Genomic DNA, 18289 nt, shown 5'->3' on the forward strand with positions numbered 1-18289 from the left:
GAGGTTACTTCGGGGTACTCTCGGGGTAAATTCTCACGAAACAAGATCAGGCAAGAACAGCCAGTAAAAAACAAAGTCCAATATTTACAATATCTTATGTTCTCACTGGCTGCTTTTTATTGCTGATTTTTCACCACATTACTTGCCGATGCAGAAGCTGGAGAAGATGCGGCCCAGCAGATCGTCGGAGCTGAATTCGCCGGTGATCTCGGAGAGGGACTCTTGCGCCAGGCGCAACTCTTCGGCCACCAGCTCGCCGGCCACGAACACTTCCAGCTGCTCTTTGGCCACCAGCAGCCGCTCGGCAGCACGCTCCAGCGCATCCAGATGGCGGCGACGGGCCATAAAGCCCCCTTCGGTGTTGCCCTGGAAGCCCATGCAGGCTTTCAGGTGCTCGCGCAGGGCAGGCAGTCCCAGCTCGGTCTTGGCGGAGATGCGGTAGACGGCGTGGCCCTGCTCCTGGCTCGGTGCCAGATCCTCGCCTGTCAGATCGGCCTTGTTGCGAATGACGGTGAGGCCGATGTTTTTTGGCAACCGATCAACAAATTCCGGCCAGATCTCCCGCGGGTCAACCGCATCTGTGGTGGTGCCATCCACCATAAACAGCACCCGATCGGCCTGTTCAATCTCGGCCCAGGCGCGTTCGATACCGATCTGCTCCACCTTGTCCTGGGTGTCGCGCAGACCGGCGGTGTCGATGATGTGCAGCGGCATGCCATCGAGATGGATATGCTCGCGCAGCACATCGCGGGTGGTACCGGCAATCTCGGTGACGATGGCCGACTCACGGCCCGCCAGGGCATTTAGCAGGCTCGATTTGCCGGCGTTGGGACGACCGGCGATCACCACCTTCATCCCTTCCCGCAGCAGGGCGCCCTGTTTGGCTTCCCCGCGCACGTCGTCCAGCTCGGACATGATGGCGTAGAGGTCGCCCGCCACCTTGCCGTCGGAGAGGAAGTCGATCTCCTCGTCCGGGAAGTCGATGGCCGCTTCCACATAGATGCGCAGCCGGATCAGGCTCTCCACCAGTTGCTGGATTTTGCTGGAGAACTGCCCCTGCAGGGAGTGCATGGCACTGCGGGCGGCCTGTTCGCTGGAGGCTTCAATAAGGTCAGCGATGGCTTCGGCCTGGGCCAGATCCAGCTTGTCGTTGATGAAGGCGCGCTCGCTGAACTCGCCGGGGCGGGCAGGGCGGATGCCATCGATTTTCAGAATGCGGCGGATCAGCATGTCCATGATGACGGGGCCGCCGTGGCCCTGCAGCTCCAGCACATCCTCGCCGGTGAAGCTGTTGGGAGCTTTGAACAGCAGGGCGATGCCCTGATCCAGTACCTGGCCTTGCTCATCCTTGAACGGCAGATATTCGGCGTAGCGCACCCGAGGGAGCTTGCCGAGCACTATCCCGGCGACCTGTTCGGCGGCGGGGCCGGAGACCCGGACTATGCCGACGCCACCACGGCCTGGCGCGGTGGCCTGGGCCACGATCGTATCTGTTGTCATCTTGCTTGGCTCGTTTGTTCGCTGATAGGAAAACGTAGTGGGAGACATTGTAATAAAAAAGGCGGCCCGAAGGCCGCCTCTTTTGTCATCACGGGAAGATTAGCTGCGTGAATGCAGTCCTTTCTTCTCCAGCTGACGATAGATGATGGTCTGCTGGATGATGGAGATGACGTTGCTCACCAGCCAGTAGAGAGTCAGGCCAGCCGGGAACCAGAGGAACATGAAAGTGAAGATGATCGGCATGAACTGCATCACTTTCTGCTGCATCGGGTCGGTTACGGTGGTCGGGCTCATCTTCTGCAGATACCACATGGAGGCACCCATGAGGATTGGCAGCACGAAGAAGGGGTCCTTCACTGACAGGTCAGTGATCCACAGGGCAAACGGCGCGTGACGCAGTTCAACGGACTCCATCAGTGCCCAGTAAAGGGCGATGAAGATCGGCATCTGAACCAGGATCGGCAGGCAGCCACCCAGCGGGTTGACCTTCTCCTTCTTGTACAGCTCCATCATGCCCTGAGACATCTTCTGGCGGTCATCGCCGAAGCGCTCGCGCAGGGCCGCAATCTTGGGTTGCAGCATGCGCATCTTGGCCATGGAGGTGTACTGGGCCTTGGTCAGCGGGAACATGATGCCGCGCACCAGCAGGGTCAGCATGATGATGGCCAGACCCCAGTTCTGGACGAAACCGTGGAACACGGTCAGCAGCCAGTGCAGCGGTTGGGCGATGAACCACAGCCAGCCGTAGTCGACGGTCAGGTCGAGGTGGTTAGCCACCTTGGCCATCTGGTCTTGCAGCTTGGGACCGACCCACAGCTTGCTGGTCACTTCAGCCTGTTGGCCGGCAGCCACGTCAACCAGCGGCGCCTTGTAACCGATGATGGCCTGGCCTTTGCCCGGGATCACACGGCTGTAGAAGCTGTTGGTATCGTCGGCATTCGGTGCCCAGGCAGAGACGAAGTAGTGTTGCAGCATGGCGACCCAACCACCCTTGGTGGTCTTGTTCAGGTCGGCATCCTTCATCTCGTCGAAGGTGTACTTCTTGTAGCGGGTATCTTCAGTGGAGAAGGCACCACCACGGTAAGCGCTGGCTACCATGGCATGACCTTCCTGATCCTTCGGCGTTGCTACGGTCTGCTTCAGCTGACCATAGAACTGCACCTGAACCGGCTCGGCAGATTTGTTGTCGATCTTGTAATCAACGCCAACGGCATAGTCGCCACGCTTGAGGATGAACTCCTTGGTGAAGACCACGCCTTTGCTGTCGGTCCAGGTCATCGGAACGACGACTTGATCCTGACCATCGGCCAGCTGATAGCTGGTCTGGGCGGCTTCATAGGTAGGACGACCTTCGGCCTGACTGTCCGGACCGTTGCGACCCACCAGACCGCTCTGGGCGATATAGAGGTGCTCAGGCTGGCTGGTCAGCAGCACGAACGGTTGGTCCTTGCCCTCTTCCAGTTTGTGAGACAGCAGTTCGGCAGACACGACGTCACCACCCTGGGTATCCAGGGTCAGCTTGAGCACGTCAGAGGAGACGGTGATCAGCTTGCGTGCGGCAGTCGCGTTGGCTTGCTCGGAAACCTGAGGAATATCACCGGTCTGACCGGCTTCAGGTACGAAATGTTCGGTTTGGGCCACGGTAGTCGGGGCCGGCTTCGGAGCCTTGTCGGACTCCCACTGTTGCCAGAGCAGAAAGCTCACGAACAGCAAACCGATCAGGAGTAGATTGCGTTGTGATTCCATAGTCTTCAGTTTCTTCGCTTTGGTTGCGGAACCGGGTCATAACCACCCTCGGATAAGGGATGGCATTTTAATAGACGTTTGCTAGCTAACCAAACGCCTTTTATGAAACCGTGAAGTCGGATGGCTTCTATCGCAAATTGGGAACAAGTTGGAGTAAAACGGCAGCGCGGCCCGAGCAGAGGGCTAATGATTAGCTGATACAGGCGTATCAGTTTGATAGCTACCCATTGCAACGGCGTGACAGAGTGCGCCATAGCTTTTCCAGTAACTTGAACAGTTCCTCGTTATCCATCTCTTTCACACCGGCTTTGGCGATCACCACGATGTCGATAGCGGGCAGCTGATGTTGTTTGAGGCGGAAACTTTCCCGGACCACCCGTTTGACACGGTTACGCCAGACGGCACGCTTGAGTGCTTTTTTGGGCACAGCGAGACCAAGACGAGAGTGTTCGAGTGAATTGGGGCAGGCGAGAAGCGTAATTTGCGGGGAAGCAGCCCGGACAGGCTCGGCGAAAACGCGTTTGAAGTGTTCGGGAGTTAACAGACGTAACTCCCGAGAGAAGGTGTGCTGGGTAGGCATTAAACTACCAGACGGGCACGACCCTTGGCACGACGAGCGGCCAGAACTTTACGACCGTTGGCAGTTGCCATGCGGGCGCGGAAACCGTGAGAGCGCTTGCGCTTCAGGTTGGACGGTTGAAAAGTACGTTTCATGATTCGATTCCGTATTTCTGTACAGTTTTGATTGTCACACTTAGCCGACGCGCCAGCTATAGCGTGTGACGACTAGCAAAAGAGGCCGAATTCTAAACAGAGTTCGGCTTTTAGTCAATCCGCCGTTCCCTCTCATCCTGCCGTGGTCTTGAAAAGGCCACTGCCGAGCGTGAGGATCCAGAGGATCAAGGGCTCCGGATTATACTGGCAACCCGGGGTTAAACAAGGGATCCCTCAATAAAAAAGGCGGCCAGGCCGCCAAAGAGAGAGCTATTTAAGGACTTTCCGCAAGAACTCCCGGGTACGGGGATCCTTGGGATCGACCAATATCTGATCCGGCGGGCCCTGCTCGACGATCCGCCCCCCTTCCATGAAGATCACCCGATCGGCAACATCACGAGCAAATTCAATCTCATGAGTCACCACCACCATGGTCTGGTGCTGGCGGGCCAACTCTTTCATCAGTCCCAAAACCTCGTCGACCCACTCGGGATCGAGGGCCGAGGTGGGCTCGTCAAACAGGATCACCTTGGAGTGGGCCGCCATGGCGCGGCCAATGCCGACCCGTTGCTGCTGGCCGCCGGAGAGGGAGGCCGGATAGGCATCCTGCTTGTCGGCGAGGCCAATGTCCTTGAGGATGCCGAGCGCTGTGGCGCGGGCCTCCGCTTTTGGCTGCTTCCAGACGGTGATCAGCCCTTCGGCGATGTTGTCCAGCGCCGTCTTGTTGGCAAAAAGGGCGTAGTTCTGGAACACGAGGGAGGCCCGCTTGCGCAGCTCGATCGCCTGCTGTTCGCTGGCCTTGGCCAGATTCAGCTCGAGATCGTCGATGGCAAGGGTGCCCGCATCCGGGGTCTCCAGCAGGTTCAGGCAGCGCAACAGGGTCGACTTGCCGGTGCCGGAGGGGCCGATGATGACGACAATTTCCCCCTTTTTGATCTCCAGATCGATGCCGTTGAGCACCTGATTGCCGTGATATGCCTTGGAGAGGCCGGTTAGCTTGATCATGAACGCCCTCCTTTAATAGGCACGGTTGAGACGGACTTCCAGCAGATGCTGCAAGCGGGTAAAGAAGATCACCACCACCCAGTAGATCAGCGCCACCGCCATAAAGCTCTCGAAGAACTTGAAGGAGGAGGAGGCTTCCATCTGCGCTTTGCCCATGATCTCGGCCACTCCCAGGGTGAACGCCAGCGAGGTGCTTTTGATCATGTCGATGAAGTAGTTCATCAGCGACGGAGTGGCGATACGGGCCGCCTGCGGCAGGATGATCCGCTGCATTGCCTGATAACGGCTCATGCCGATACTGAGCGCCGCTTCCATCTGGCTTTTGTGAATGCCGAGGATGGCTGCGCGGATCGACTCGGCCATGTAGGCGGCGAAGTGCAGGGTCAGACCGACGATGGCGGCGGTAAAGGCATCCATCCCCACGAAGATCGGAAACAGTTGCGGCAGTCCGTAGTAGAGCAGAAACAGCTGAACGAGTAGCGGTGTACCCCGAAAGAACGAGATATAGAGCATCGCCAGCCAGTGAATCGCGGGGACGCGAAACACCCGTACTATCGCCAGGGCCAGCGAGAGTACGAGTGCCAGCACGAATCCCCACAGGGCCATTTCCATCGTGGTGCCCAGGTATTTGAGCAGGATGGGAAACAGCCCCAGCGTGTATTCGAGGTCAAATTCCATCATTTATTTGTCGGTGATGTCGGAAGCGAACCATTTCTCGGAGATCTGACGCAGGGAGCCATCCTTGCGCATGGCGGTCAGGGCCTCGTCGACCTTCTTCAGCAGCGCCTGTTTCTCCGGGGTCTTCAAGAAGGGCAGGGCGTTCTCGATAGTCTCGAACGGTGCGCCAGCCTGTTGCAGCGGCAGCTTGGACTCCTTGATCAGCTGGGCGGTGGAGACGCGGTCCATCACGAAGGCATCGATGCGACCCAGGGCGACATCCTGCTCGAAGGCGGAGTCATAGGTGCGGATGTCGATCTTCTTGTTCGGGTCGTTCTTGCGCAGCAGCTCTTCAAAGTTGGAACCCAGGTTCACGGCCACCTTCTTGCCTTCCAGATCCTTGATGCCATGAATGGTGCTGTTGCCCTTGCGTACCACAATCTGGGCGCCGTCATAGACGTAAGGCTGGGAGAAGTCGTACTTCGCCTTGCGCTCGTCGGTGATGGTGATCTGGTTGGAGATGGTATCGATGCGGCCGGTTTCCAGCATGCCGAACAGGCCGGAGAAGCTGGCGGTCACGAATTCGACCTTGTAGCCGGTGCGCTCGCCGATCTGGTTCCACATATCCACTTCAAAGCCCTGCAGCTTGTCCTGCTTGACGAAAGTGAACGGGAAATATTTGCCAGACATGCCGACCTTGATGGTTTCCTGGGCGATGGCCTGACCGGACAGGGTGGCGAGCAGGATGGCTGCGCCGGAAATCAGTTTGATGGATGTTTTCATGGTGTTTCTCTCTCTCAATGTCTTGTATTTGTAGTTGTAATAACTGGTTTGGCCCTGATGTTATTGGAATAAAATTTAAAAAATAAATGACATTTGGTTATATGAAATAACAGGAGAGAAGCACGGGATCGACCAATCAGGACGGTGGATCAAGCTGTGGGTAACTTTGGGGATGAAATCCGATCCAAAGGCGCTGGATCCTTGAAAGTCAAGGATCTTATTTGCTGGATCCACCGGGCGATGGCTGGAGATCCGGCGGCTAAAAACGTAGAATAGCCGGTCTTTAGTTAATCAATCGACAGGAGTTTAGAGTGACTGCTTCGCTATGGCAGCAGTGCCTTAACCGGCTGCAAGATGAGTTGCCCTCGGCAGAATTCAGCATGTGGATCCGGCCGCTTCAAGCGGAGTTGAGTGACAATACTCTGACCCTGTATGCACCGAATCGCTTTGTTCTGGACTGGGTACGAGACAAGTATCTCATCCGGGTTAACGGCATCATCAACGAACTCTGCGGGGTCGACGGCCCCGCCCTGCGTTTTGATATAGGCAATCGTCCCCATCCTGTTGCTGTCGCCAGAGCGCCGGTACAGGGTGCCGCGCCTGTGAATAACTTGCAGAAGAGCTGGGAAAGCAAGGCTGAAGCCAAGCCCGAGCCGAACCACAAGAGCAACACCAACGTGAACTATACCTTCGAGAATTTCGTCGAGGGTAAGTCCAACCAGTTGGCGCGAGCGGCTGCCCGTCAGGTAGCGGACAATCCGGGTGGTGCTTACAACCCGCTGTTCCTCTATGGCGGCACTGGCCTGGGTAAAACCCACCTGCTGCACGCCGTTGGCAATGCCATCAAGGAGAGTAAAAAAGATGCCAAAGTCATCTATATGCACTCCGAGCGGTTTGTTCAGGACATGGTGAAAGCGCTGCAAAACAACGCCATTGAAGAGTTCAAGCGTTACTACCGCAGCGTCGATGCCCTGCTCATCGATGACATCCAGTTCTTCGCCAACAAGGAGCGCTCCCAGGAGGAGTTCTTCCATACCTTCAATGCCTTGCTGGAAGGTAATCAGCAGATCATCCTGACCTCGGATCGCTATCCGAAGGAGATCAACGGTGTCGAGGATCGCCTCAAGTCCCGCTTCGGCTGGGGCCTGACCGTGGCGATCGAACCGCCGGAGCTGGAGACCCGCGTCGCGATCCTGATGCGCAAGGCAGACGAGAATCAGATCCATCTGCCGGACGAAGTGGCCTTCTTCATTGCCAAACGTCTGCGATCCAACGTCCGTGAACTGGAAGGCGCCCTCAACCGGGTGATCGCCAACGCCAACTTCACCGGCCGTGCCATCAACATCGATTTCGTGCGCGAAGCGCTGCGCGACCTGTTGGCACTGCAGGAGAAGCTGGTCACCATCGACAATATCCAGAAGACGGTGGCGGAGTACTACAAGATCAAGCTGGCGGATCTGCTCTCCAAGCGTCGTTCCCGCTCCGTTGCCCGTCCGCGCCAGCTGGCGATGGCACTGGCCAAGGAGCTGACCAACCACAGTTTGCCGGAGATAGGTGATGCCTTTGGTGGCCGTGACCACACTACCGTTCTTCATGCCTGCCGCAAGATCGAGCAGCTGAAGGAGGAGAGTCACGACATCAAGGAGGACTATTCCAACCTGATCCGTACCCTTTCTTCCTGATAACGGAATCGAGTGGACAGATGCAGCGCGAATATTCCAACCTGATCCGAATCTTTTCCTCCTAATCACAACGGAGAGCACAGATGCAGCTCGAAATTAGCCGTGAGGCCCTGTTACGTCCTCTGCAACTGGTGTCCGGCGCCCTCGGCGGCCGACCGACCCTGCCGATCCTCGGCAACGTGCTGCTTGATGTCAGCAACGGTCTGCTGTCACTGACCGGTACCGATCTCGAAGTAGAGATGATCGGTCAGGTCTATCTGAACGGGGCCAGTGAAGATGGCCGCACCACAGTACCGGCGCGCAAGCTGCTGGATATCTGCCGTGGTCTGCCGGAAGGTGCCGAGATCCGTCTCAATACCGAAGGCGAGCGCCTGATCATCCGGTCCGGTCGCTCCCGCTTCAACCTCTCGACCCTGCCAGCGACCGAGTATCCGAACATCGAGGATTGGGAATCCGTGCTCGAGTTCGATATCAGCCAGCTGGAGCTGAAAAAGCTGATCGATGCGACCCAGTTCTCCATGGCCAGCCAGGACGTGCGTTACTACCTGAACGGCATGCTGTTCGAGAGTGAAGGTCACGGTCTGCGTACCGTGGCGACCGATGGTCACCGTCTGGCCACCTGCCGCCGCGAGGTAGTAGGGGAATCGCTGCCCGATCATCAGGTTATCCTGCCGCGCAAAGGGGTATTGGAGCTGGTGCGTCTGCTGGAAGCGGAAGATAAGCCGGTACGTCTGCAGATCGGTCGCAGCAACCTGCGTGCAGCCCTCGACGGCTTCATCTTCACCTCCAAGCTGGTGGATGGCCGCTTCCCGGACTGGCGCCGCGTCATTCCGCGCAACAGCGACAAGGCCCTGATTGCCGGCCGTGAGGATCTGCGTCAGGCGTTTGCCCGCGCCGCCATCCTCTCCAACGAGAAATTCCGTGGGGTGCGTCTCAATCTGCAGGAAAACCTGCTGCGCATCACCGCGAACAACCCGGAACAGGAAGAAGCCGAAGAGCTGCTTGACGTACAATATGCCGCTGGCGAGATGGAGATCGGCTTTAACGTCTCTTATGTGCTCGACGTGCTGAATACGTTAAAATGTGACCAAATTCGGATTAGCCTGAGCGATTCCATCAGCAGTGCCATTATTGAGGATTTTGAACATCAGGATGCTCAGTACGTGGTGATGCCGATGCGGATCTAGTCGTGTCCCTGGTCAAACTCCAGCTCAGCGACTTTCGCAATATCCAGCAAGCCAGTCTCAAGCTGTCGCCCGGCCTCAACATTCTGGTCGGGTGCAATGGCAGCGGCAAGACCAGCGTGCTGGAAGCCATTCACTACCTTGGTCTGGGGCGCTCCTTTCGCACTCATTTGACCGGGCGGGTCATCCGCCAGGGGGAGAGGGCGTTTACCCTGTTTGCCCAGTGTGAACTGGAGGGGCGTCAGGTACCGATCGGTCTTGCCAAAGACAAGAGTGGCGAGACCCAGCTCAAGATTGCCGGGGCGCAGGCCCAGCGGCTGGCCGATTTGGCGGAGCTGTTGCCGGTGCAGTTGATCCATCCCGATGGCTTCAACCTGCTGACGGGCGGGCCTCAGGCTCGCCGTGCCTGGCTCGATTGGGGCGTTTTCCATCAGGAGCCGACCTTCTTTGCCCTGTGGGGACGAGTGCGGCGGCTGCTGAAACAGCGCAATGCGCTGTTGCGCCAGAGCACCCAGTACCGCCAGCTGGCGTTCTGGGATCAGGAGCTGGTGCGGCTGGGTGCTGAGCTGGCCGAGTTTCGCGCCAGTTATTGTCAGGCCATTACGCCCCTGATCAAGGAGATGACGGCGGATTTTCTGCCGGAATTCGATATCAGTCTCGGCTTTTACCGGGGCTGGGAGAAAGACACTCCCCTCGGCGATCTGCTGGAGGCGGGGTTTGAGCGGGATCGGGCGCTGGGCTATACCGGTGTCGGTCCACAGAAAGCCGATGTGCGCCTCAAGGCGAACGGGGTACCCGCTCAGGATATTTTGTCCCGGGGTCAGCTGAAGTTGCTGGTCTGCGCCATGCGACTGGCCCAAGGGCTCTATTTGAATCAACATAGCAGCCGTGGCTGTATTTTTTTAATTGACGATTTTGCCTCTGAACTGGATGTCGACAAGCGCCGCTTGCTGGCCGCAAGGCTGAAGCAGTGTGCGTCCCAGGTGTTTATCACCGCCATCGACACCGGTCAGCTCGCAGACATGATGGATGCGAATGACTGCAAGTTGTTCCACGTGGAACAGGGTAAAATCTCCGAAACGTTAGAGAAGGCAGAGAGTAAGCTATGAGTGAAAATACTTACGACTCCTCGAATATCAAGGTGCTGAAGGGCCTGGATGCGGTCCGCAAGCGCCCGGGGATGTATATCGGCGATACGGATGATGGCTCGGGTCTGCACCACATGGTGTTCGAGGTCGTCGATAACTCCATTGACGAGGCGCTCGCTGGCTACTGCTCCGATATTCTGGTCAAGATCCATTCCGACGGTTCTGTCTCTGTGCGTGACAATGGCCGGGGTATCCCGGTAGACATGCACGAGGAGGAGGGCCGCTCCGCCGCAGAGGTCATCATGACCGTGCTGCACGCTGGCGGTAAGTTCGATGACAACTCCTACAAGGTATCCGGCGGCCTGCACGGCGTGGGTGTCTCCGTCGTTAACGCCCTCTCTGACAAGCTGTTGCTGACCATTCGTCGTAACGGCCACGTCTACGAGCAGACCTATCATCTGGGTGAGCCGCAGGCGCCGCTCAAGCAGATTGGCGACAGCACCGGCACCGGTACCGAAGTTCGCTTCTGGCCGAGCCCTGCCATTTTCAGCGATACCCTGTTCCATTACGAGATCCTGGCCAAGCGCCTGCGCGAGCTCTCCTTCCTCAACTCCGGTGTCTCCATCCGTCTGCAAGACGAGCGTGATGGCCGCGAGGCGCATTTCTGCTACGAGGGTGGCATCAAGGCATTCGTTGAGTACCTGAACCAGAACAAGACCCCGATCCACCCGAAGGTGTTTCATTTCACCACCGAGCAGGATGGTATTGGCGTTGAAGTGGCGATGCAGTGGAACGACGCTTATCAGGAAGGGGTCTACTGCTTCACCAACAACATCCCGCAGCGGGATGGTGGTACTCACCTCGTTGGCTTCCGTACCGCGCTGACCCGTACTCTGAACTCCTATATGGACAAAGAGGACTACAGCAAGAAGGCCAAGTCTGCCGCCAGTGGCGACGACGTGCGTGAAGGTCTGATTGCCGTTATCTCCGTCAAGGTGCCGGATCCCAAGTTCTCCTCCCAGACCAAGGACAAGCTGGTCTCTTCCGAAGTGAAGACCGCAGTTGAGCAGGCGATGGGTGAGAAGCTGGCGGACTTCCTGCTGGAAAACCCGGGCGATGCCAAGATCGTGGTCAACAAGATCATCGATGCGGCCCGTGCCCGCGAAGCGGCCCGCAAAGCCCGCGAACTGACCCGCCGCAAAGGCGCGCTGGATATCGCTGGTCTGCCCGGCAAGCTGGCTGACTGTCAGGAAAAAGACCCGGCTCTCTCCGAACTCTACATAGTGGAAGGGGACTCTGCTGGCGGTTCCGCCAAGCAGGGTCGCAACCGTAAGAACCAGGCCATCCTGCCGCTCAAGGGTAAAATCCTGAACGTGGAGAAGGCCCGTTTCGACAAGATGATCTCCTCGCAAGAGGTGGGCACCCTGATCACCGCACTGGGTTGCGGTATCGGTCGCGACGAGTACAACCCGGACAAGCTGCGCTATCACAACATCATCATCATGACCGATGCGGACGTCGATGGTGCGCACATCCGAACCCTGCTGCTGACCTTCTTCTATCGTCAGATGCCGGAAATCATCGAACGTGGCTACGTCTACATCGCCCAGCCGCCGCTCTACAAAGTGAAAAAGGGCAAGCAGGAGCAGTATTTGAAAGACGAAGACGCGCTGCTGCAGTACCAGACCGCCATGGCGCTGGATGGTGCCACTCTGCACGTCAACGAGTCTGCCCCGGCTATCGGTGGCGAGGCACTGGAGCGCCTGGTCAACCAGCACCGCTCGGTGACTCACCTGATCACCCGCATGTCTCGTCGTGCGCCGGAAGCCGTGCTGACCCAGCTGATCTATCAGCCGGAGTTGAACGAAGCGCTGCTGAACAGCGAGAGCGATCTGCTGGCCTGGTGTCAGGGGATGGAAGCCGTGCTCAACGAGAGCAACCACGGTATCCAGTACCAGATCCAGGTTCGTCGTGACGAAGAGCGCAGCCTGTACGTGCCGCACGCCGTGGTACGTCAGCACGGGGTCGATCGCGAATACCCGCTCAGCTACGACTTCCTGCAATCCGGTGAGTACCGTCAACTGGTCTCGCTGGGCAAGGAGATCGCCAACCTGATTGAGGAAGGTGGTTTCATCAAGCGTGGCGAGAAGGTGAAGCCGGTTGCCAACTTCGTGGAAGCCGTCGAGTGGCTGATGGGCGAAGGCAAACGCGGCATCTATATCCAGCGCTATAAAGGGCTGGGTGAGATGAACCCGGACCAGCTGTGGGAAACCACCATGGATCCGGAAGCCCGCCGCATGCTGCGCGTCACCATCGACGACGCCGTAGGCGCTGACCAGCTCTTCTCCACCCTGATGGGTGATGCCGTTGAGCCCCGTCGTGACTTTATCGAGACCAACGCCCTGCGCGTAGCCAACCTCGACGTCTAATCAGACTCGCTGATTGCAATAAAAAGCCGCTCACAAGAGCGGCTTTTTTACATCTGTATGTCCCGTCCTGAATATGGTTTACACCTTTCCCCCCAATAAATGGAGAACCCGATGGGACAAGGTGTGAAACGGACACAGCGCGATTACTCGCTGACTTTTAAACTGGCACTGGTCGAGCAGATTGAAAAAGGCGAGCTCACCTACAAACAGGCTCAGGTGCGTTATGGCATTCAGGGCCGCTCCACCGTTCTGGTATGGTTGCGTAAACATGGTCGGCAAGATTGGAGCCAGGGGGCTTCTGTACGCGCCGGCAGGAGCATCACCATGCCTGACCCCGACAACCAGACGCCCGAACAGCGCATCAAGGAACTCGAGCAGCAGCTGGCGCTGATGAGCCAGAAGGCCCAGTTCTTTGAGGCCGTCGTCGATGTACTGAAGAATGACTACGGCGTCTCCATCGTAAAAATGCGACCCGGCAAGTCCTCTCGCAGCGGCAAGTCGAGAGGCCGACCATTGTCAGGGCTTGCCTGTTTCTGGGGATAAGCCGGCAGGCTTACTACAAGCGCAATCGGGTCGCCGACGAGCGCCATGCTCAGGGATTGCAGGTGGTGCGCTTTGTGCGTCAAGTTCGACTGCGACAACCTCGGGTGGGCACTCGCAAGCTGCATTATCTGCTGCAGGGTCAGGATGATGACGGGCTCAAGGTCGGGCGGGACAGGCTGTTTCAGATATTGGCCGAGCACCGCCTGCTGGTGCAGCCCAGACGGGCGTATCACAAGACCACTCACAGTTTTCACCGTTTCTACCGTCATCCCAACTTGCTCAAGGCGGGGCCAGAGCAGGTCACACCGGTGGCCCCGGAGCAGGTCTGGGTCGCAGATATCACCTATCTGCCAGCCAGGAGCGGGCCACTGTACCTGAGCCTGGTGACGGATGCCTACTCACGCAAGATAGTGGGCCATCACGTACACGAAGGGATGCACGCCGAATCGGTGGCGATGGCGTTCAAGAAAGCACTGAAGCAACGACGTGGCAGCGGTGAACTCATCCATCACTCGGACCGCGGCGTGCAGTATTGTTCTGGGCTGTATCAGTCACTACATGAACGGTACGGGGTGAAATGCTCGATGACGGATGGGTATGACTGTTACCAGAATGCGTTGGCGGAGCGGGTGAACGGGATTTTGAAAGGAGAGTTATTGTTGCAAAGCCCGCAAGATTTAACGCAAGCGCGGGAAATGGTGCGTGAAGCAGTGGATATTTACAACGCGGAGCGGCCGCATCATGCGTTGAAATACAGACCCCCCGATGCGGTACATCGGGGGGTCTGAGTAGAGAAATGCTAGTTGAAAATGTGTAAACCTATTTCAGGACTAGACAGTAGTCTGCTTTATCAGAGCATTTTGCTCATGATGACCAGGTTGTGGGGTAGCACAGCGCCATCGCTAGCTGTGCGGTGACGCAACGCTGGCACTATGTGGTGAATGGTCTGGAAGCCCAGTTTGGCATAGAAGGGCTCGGCGGTCTGGGTACCGAGATTGACCTCGTAAACCCCTTGCTGCGTCAGGTACTCCAGCACGGTATTGGCGAGCAGGGTGCCGGTTCCTGCGGGTTGCCCAGGTTGCACCACCACAGTGCCAATATAGGCGTAACGCCGCTTATCCTGAGTCCAGATTGATCCGGACATGCCGCCCTGCAGCTCACCATGCTCATCGCGCAACATCAACACAAAGGTCGGCCAGATCTTGGGGTCCTGCTCATTGACGGCCTCGATATAGAGGGTTTTGCCTGCCGGATTAGCACCATAATCCAATCTGAAGATTGCCGTGTGATCCGGACCTGCGGGCATATGAACCGCTTCATGCAGATAGTCACGCTCGACCAGTGGGATGTGCACCTGAGGGTAAGTGGTGAGTATCACCACCTCATTGATGAGGTGACCCTGTTGCTGCTGTTCCTGGATCAGCAGATCCAGATAATCGAGCGGAGCGGTGAGAAAGCTCGCTTCCGGGTAGTGGACGATTACGTTCTGGTTGAAGCCAAACTCCTGCTCACGCTGTTGTAGTAGGGCAAATAGCATCAGCTGTCGTTCGCTCAGTTTATCGGGGGATCTGTTGTCCGGCTGGTACAGTTCGAGCGGATTATGTCGAGTGGTCATTGTTTCTCCAGAGAGTAAGGAGCGGGGATGATAGCACAGACGGCCCAGCCGGATGCCGCCCGACGTTCCACGTGAAACACTGGCAGTTGAAAGGATGGGCGAGCGGGCTGAAATAAAGAAAATGCCGAATTTGATGTTCGGCATTTTGATGATGAGTTCACTTGCACAGAGCTGATTCTTTATATGCAGTGTGCTATGGAAGAGTTAATAGTTTTTATGCTGTGACATGAACTGTTGAAGCATTTTACCTACCAGTTCCGGCGATTCTTGATGAGCTGAGTGAGCCGCGAGTGGAATATTGGCAAAACTGGAATCTGCGATTTTTGCTTTTAAAGCCACAGACTCCTCAAGCGAAAATATGACATCGTTATCACCCCTCATGATTAATGTCGGACAACGAATTTTTTCAACCAGGTTACTCGGGTAGCCAGATGGTGTTGTATCAAGCCAAACAGCCTTTACAGCATCGACCAGTTTTGGGAAATCAGGCTCGGGATTTGACACCTTATATAGCGCGACATCATCGGCAAACTTTGAAATCCAAAAGTCTGCTGTTAAGCCGCTTAGCAACCCGAGTGATGGATCATCAGGCTCTAATCGCCACGTTGCACCAAGAGTAACCAAACAAGAAACGCTATCGGGTTCTTGTACGGCTAGTCGATAACCTACGATACCACCATCACTAAAGCCAAATATTGAATATTTATCAACGCCCAGATAGTCGAGGAGTGTTTGGATATCTTGCTGATACTGCAAGTAACTCAATGGCTTACTACCTAGAGGGGATTTTCCATGGCCACGGAAATCTACACTGATCAACTGATAATCCATGGCAACATATCTTTGAATGGGTATTAGTTCATTAAGGGAACCAAGGCCACCATGAAGCATCAATAAAGGCTCACCATCAGGATTACCCGAAAGTTCGTAATACAACTCACCACCGTTGACGCCGATATAACCACTTTTATTGTTCATGTTTTTGAGCAACCTCGTTTCGATGTATATGACCTAACAGATGAAATAGCACATCTGCGCCGACCCCCTCAGCATGGCGCTACCTGCTGTCAGTTTCTGTCAGCAATGAATTTCGGCTGCGGGATTTGCTGGGTGGCGCGCCACTCCTTCAGCAGGCTCTCTCTGCTTTTTGGATAGCGGCAATCTTGTGGCTGCATCCGGGTGATGCGATCGACCCGAAAGTGGCGAAAGCCCTGACGCAGTTCGCACCAGGCCACCAGTACCCGTACCTGTTCGAAGTAGCCTAGAGCAAAGGGCCAGACGGTGCGCTCAGAGGCCTCATCCTTGAGATCCCGATAGATCAGGGTCACCTTGCGTTGCTGGCGGATGGCACTGCGCAGGGGGGCTTCATCGGTGAGGCTGTCGCTGCGGGAGGTGCCGATCAGCAGGGCATTGCTCTGGAGCTGCTGGCGATAGTCGGCGGGCAGCACGGCTTCTATCTTGGCCAGCGCACTGCTGGCCGATGCACTCAAGGCTCCATCACCGTGGGCGACGACCCAACGCGACCCCAGCACCAGCGCATCCAGCTCCTCTTCACTGAACATCAATGGTGGCAGCATGAAGCCGGGACGCAGCACATAGCCGATCCCGGGTTCACCCTCGATATGGGCACCTTGCGCCTGCAAGGTGGCGATATCCCGATAGAGGGTGCGCAGGCTGATGCCAAGCTGGCTGGCCAGCTCCGCGCCTGTGATGGCGTAGCGGTGGCCGCGCAGCAGCTGGAGCAGGGCCAGCAGGCGTTCGGAACGGGACATGGTATGACTCCTCGGGGTCTCTGGTTAGCCTGCCATAGCGGAGTGAGCGGGTACAGCGGGCATCATCAGGAGTTCTGGCCACGAAAAGATCGTCGCCACTCGCTGGGGGAGATGGCAAAGCGGGCGCGGAAGTGATTGCGCAGGGAGGTGGCACTCTTGAAGCCGACCAGCTCGGCGATGCGGTCGATGGAATGGCCGCTTACCTCCAGCAGCTCCTGACTGCGCCTGAGCCGTTCCGCCAGCAGCCATTCACCCACCGAGAGGCCGGTAGCCTGATGAAAACGGCGGGTAAAGGTGCGGCGGCTCATCAGGGTGTGGGCCGCCAGAGAATCCAGGGTATGAGGGGCGGCCAAATGGGCACGCAAGTGATCGAGCAACTGGTTCATCCGGACATCGCGGGTGGAGGCGGGCACCGGCTGCTCGATAAACTGGGCCTGCCCCCCTTCCCGGTGAGGCGGGATCACTAGCCTCCGTGCCACCTTGTTGGCGATGGCCGATCCGTGGTACTGGCGTACCAGATAGAGGCAGCAGTCCAGCCCGGCGGCAGTGCCTGCCGAGGTGACAAGCCCCTCGTCATCCACATAGAGGGCGTTGGTATCGAGCTGCACGCAGGGAAAGCGGTGGCAGAAATCCTGCTCGTACTCCCAGTGGGTCGATGCCTTGCGACCATTGAGCAGCCCGGCGTAGGCGAGCACATAGGTACCGAGGCAGAGCCCGACCAGCCGGGCACCTCTGGCTCTGGCGGCAATCAGGGCATCGAGCAGCGCTGCTGGTGGCCGTGCTGCCGGGTCGTGCCAGAAGGGGATGACGATGATCTCCGCCTCGGCCAGCACCTCCAGCCCATGAGGAGCCTGAATGGTGAAGCCTTGCGCTGAGTGTGAATGAGGGTTGCCATCGCCGCAGCAGATCTTGAGCTCGAACAGCGGTTGGCCCGGCAGAATATCGCCGAAGATGAGGCAGGGGACGGCGCAGTGAAAAGGGCTGAAGTGATCGAAGGTCACCACGGCAACGATCGGGGTGGTCATGGTGTTGGCTCCTCTCTGCGCGCAGACCCCTCATCATAAGCGTCTGGCAGTGAAAGCCGAAGGGCCATCTCTGGCATGGCCCTCCTGCGGGTCACAGCGATATCGCCTCGCCATCTTCCGGCACCCGTACCCGATCCGTCATGCCCCGTTTCGTCAGATAGTCGCGCAGCTCCTGGCGTGACAGCACTGCGTGGTTGACCGCCTCCATATGGCTGGCGATCAGCGTGGCTTGCGGTGCGGCCTGATAAACGGCGGCGACATCCTCCTTGCCCATGATGATGGAACCGAGTCCGGGCACCTGTGCATCGCCGCAGTTGAGGATGATGACCTCGGGCTGATGCTGTTGCAGGGCTTGCTCGACCCGGGGATGCCAGATGGTATCACCGGCCAGATAGAGGCACTGCTCAACGGGGTGGGAGAAGACCACACCGCACACTTCTCCCATGCGCTCGCCCAGTACCGCCATAGTCGAGCAGCAAGGTGGCGTTACGAACCTGGGTAATCTTCATGAGATGGCTCCATGTTGGCTGGTGGATATGCAACCAA

At 57.4% G+C, this 18289-nt stretch carries 17 protein-coding genes and 1 pseudogene; 5 read left to right on the forward strand and 13 right to left on the reverse strand.

The window, feature by feature from the left end:
- Positions 1-138 precede the first annotated feature (138 nt).
- From mnmE to ACTG2O_RS03835, 8 genes are all read right to left on the reverse strand, one after another.
- Positions 139-1500, reverse strand: coding sequence for a tRNA uridine-5-carboxymethylaminomethyl(34) synthesis GTPase MnmE (gene mnmE, locus ACTG2O_RS03800; RefSeq protein ID WP_019445516.1), 1362 nt, complete (start codon positions 1498-1500; stop codon positions 139-141).
- A gap of 99 nt (positions 1501-1599) precedes the next feature.
- Complete coding sequence (gene yidC, locus ACTG2O_RS03805; protein ID WP_111900872.1) at positions 1600-3246, reverse strand: membrane protein insertase YidC; 1647 nt, start codon at positions 3244-3246, stop codon at positions 1600-1602.
- Between the two features lie 5 nt (positions 3247-3251).
- Positions 3252-3500 (reverse strand): membrane protein insertion efficiency factor YidD, encoded by a 249-nt coding sequence (yidD, locus tag ACTG2O_RS03810; protein WP_010672280.1) that lies wholly within the window; start codon positions 3498-3500, stop codon positions 3252-3254.
- Entirely contained in the window at positions 3467-3826 is a 360-nt protein-coding gene (rnpA, locus tag ACTG2O_RS03815) for a ribonuclease P protein component (protein ID WP_005339313.1), read from the reverse strand. Before rnpA ends, yidD begins: the two co-directional genes overlap by 34 nt.
- On the reverse strand, positions 3826-3960 hold the full coding sequence (gene rpmH, locus ACTG2O_RS03820; protein WP_005307156.1) for a 50S ribosomal protein L34: 135 nt from the start codon (positions 3958-3960) through the stop codon (positions 3826-3828). The genes rnpA and rpmH overlap by 1 nt, the downstream gene beginning before the upstream one ends.
- Positions 3961-4230: 270 nt before the next feature.
- Positions 4231-4965 carry an amino acid ABC transporter ATP-binding protein gene (locus ACTG2O_RS03825; protein WP_439975357.1) on the reverse strand — a complete coding sequence of 245 codons (735 nt, stop codon included), beginning with the start codon at positions 4963-4965 and terminating at the stop codon, positions 4231-4233.
- 12 nt (positions 4966-4977) lie between these two features.
- Complete coding sequence (locus ACTG2O_RS03830; RefSeq protein ID WP_019445518.1) at positions 4978-5646, reverse strand: amino acid ABC transporter permease; 669 nt, start codon at positions 5644-5646, stop codon at positions 4978-4980.
- A complete protein-coding gene (locus ACTG2O_RS03835; protein ID WP_005339308.1) occupies positions 5647-6405 on the reverse strand; it encodes an amino acid ABC transporter substrate-binding protein in 759 nt (252 codons plus the stop codon). It abuts the gene before it with no gap.
- Positions 6406-6716: 311 nt separating this feature from the next.
- On the opposite strand from ACTG2O_RS03835, the gene dnaA reads away from it, so the two are divergent.
- The 5 genes from dnaA to ACTG2O_RS03860 all read left to right on the forward strand — a co-directional run bounded on the left by dnaA (position 6717) and on the right by ACTG2O_RS03860 (position 14119).
- A complete protein-coding gene (gene dnaA, locus ACTG2O_RS03840; protein WP_005339307.1) occupies positions 6717-8087 on the forward strand; it encodes a chromosomal replication initiator protein DnaA in 1371 nt (456 codons plus the stop codon).
- A gap of 83 nt (positions 8088-8170) precedes the next feature.
- Positions 8171-9274: a DNA polymerase III subunit beta gene (dnaN, locus tag ACTG2O_RS03845; RefSeq protein ID WP_005339306.1), complete on the forward strand. Its 1104-nt coding sequence runs from the start codon at positions 8171-8173 to the stop codon at positions 9272-9274.
- 2 nt (positions 9275-9276) lie between these two features.
- Complete coding sequence (gene recF, locus ACTG2O_RS03850) at positions 9277-10380, forward strand: DNA replication/repair protein RecF (protein ID WP_058059796.1); 1104 nt, start codon at positions 9277-9279, stop codon at positions 10378-10380.
- Positions 10377-12788: a DNA topoisomerase (ATP-hydrolyzing) subunit B gene (gene gyrB / locus ACTG2O_RS03855; protein WP_005357188.1), complete on the forward strand. Its 2412-nt coding sequence runs from the start codon at positions 10377-10379 to the stop codon at positions 12786-12788. Before recF ends, gyrB begins: the two co-directional genes overlap by 4 nt.
- Positions 12789-12899: 111 nt before the next feature.
- A protein-coding gene (locus ACTG2O_RS03860) for an IS3 family transposase (RefSeq protein WP_439975358.1) occupies positions 12900-14119 on the forward strand; the annotation gives its coding sequence in 2 pieces (ribosomal slippage) (positions 12900-13254 and positions 13254-14119; 1221 coding nt in all).
- A 62-nt stretch (positions 14120-14181) separates the two neighbouring features.
- Here ACTG2O_RS03860 and ACTG2O_RS03865 read toward each other — a convergent pair.
- From ACTG2O_RS03865 to ACTG2O_RS03885, 5 genes and pseudogenes are all read right to left on the reverse strand, one after another.
- The gene (locus ACTG2O_RS03865) at positions 14182-14946 is read right to left on the reverse strand and encodes a GNAT family N-acetyltransferase (RefSeq protein ID WP_439975359.1); all 765 of its coding nucleotides are present in this window, start codon (positions 14944-14946) and stop codon (positions 14182-14184) included.
- Between the two features lie 204 nt (positions 14947-15150).
- Entirely contained in the window at positions 15151-15924 is a 774-nt protein-coding gene (locus tag ACTG2O_RS03870) for an alpha/beta fold hydrolase (RefSeq protein ID WP_043820704.1), read from the reverse strand.
- A gap of 89 nt (positions 15925-16013) precedes the next feature.
- Positions 16014-16718 carry a helix-turn-helix transcriptional regulator gene (locus tag ACTG2O_RS03875; RefSeq protein WP_127007981.1) on the reverse strand — a complete coding sequence of 235 codons (705 nt, stop codon included), beginning with the start codon at positions 16716-16718 and terminating at the stop codon, positions 16014-16016.
- A 65-nt stretch (positions 16719-16783) separates the two neighbouring features.
- Positions 16784-17743, reverse strand: coding sequence for a helix-turn-helix domain-containing protein (locus tag ACTG2O_RS03880; protein ID WP_019446827.1), 960 nt, complete (start codon positions 17741-17743; stop codon positions 16784-16786).
- Between the two features lie 91 nt (positions 17744-17834).
- A pseudogene (locus tag ACTG2O_RS03885) lies at positions 17835-18209 on the reverse strand (MBL fold metallo-hydrolase); the annotation flags it as partial.
- Positions 18210-18289 lie beyond the last annotated feature (80 nt).

The organism is Aeromonas sp. 61P, assembly GCF_051919545.1.
Taxonomy (GTDB): domain Bacteria; phylum Pseudomonadota; class Gammaproteobacteria; order Enterobacterales; family Aeromonadaceae; genus Aeromonas; species Aeromonas veronii.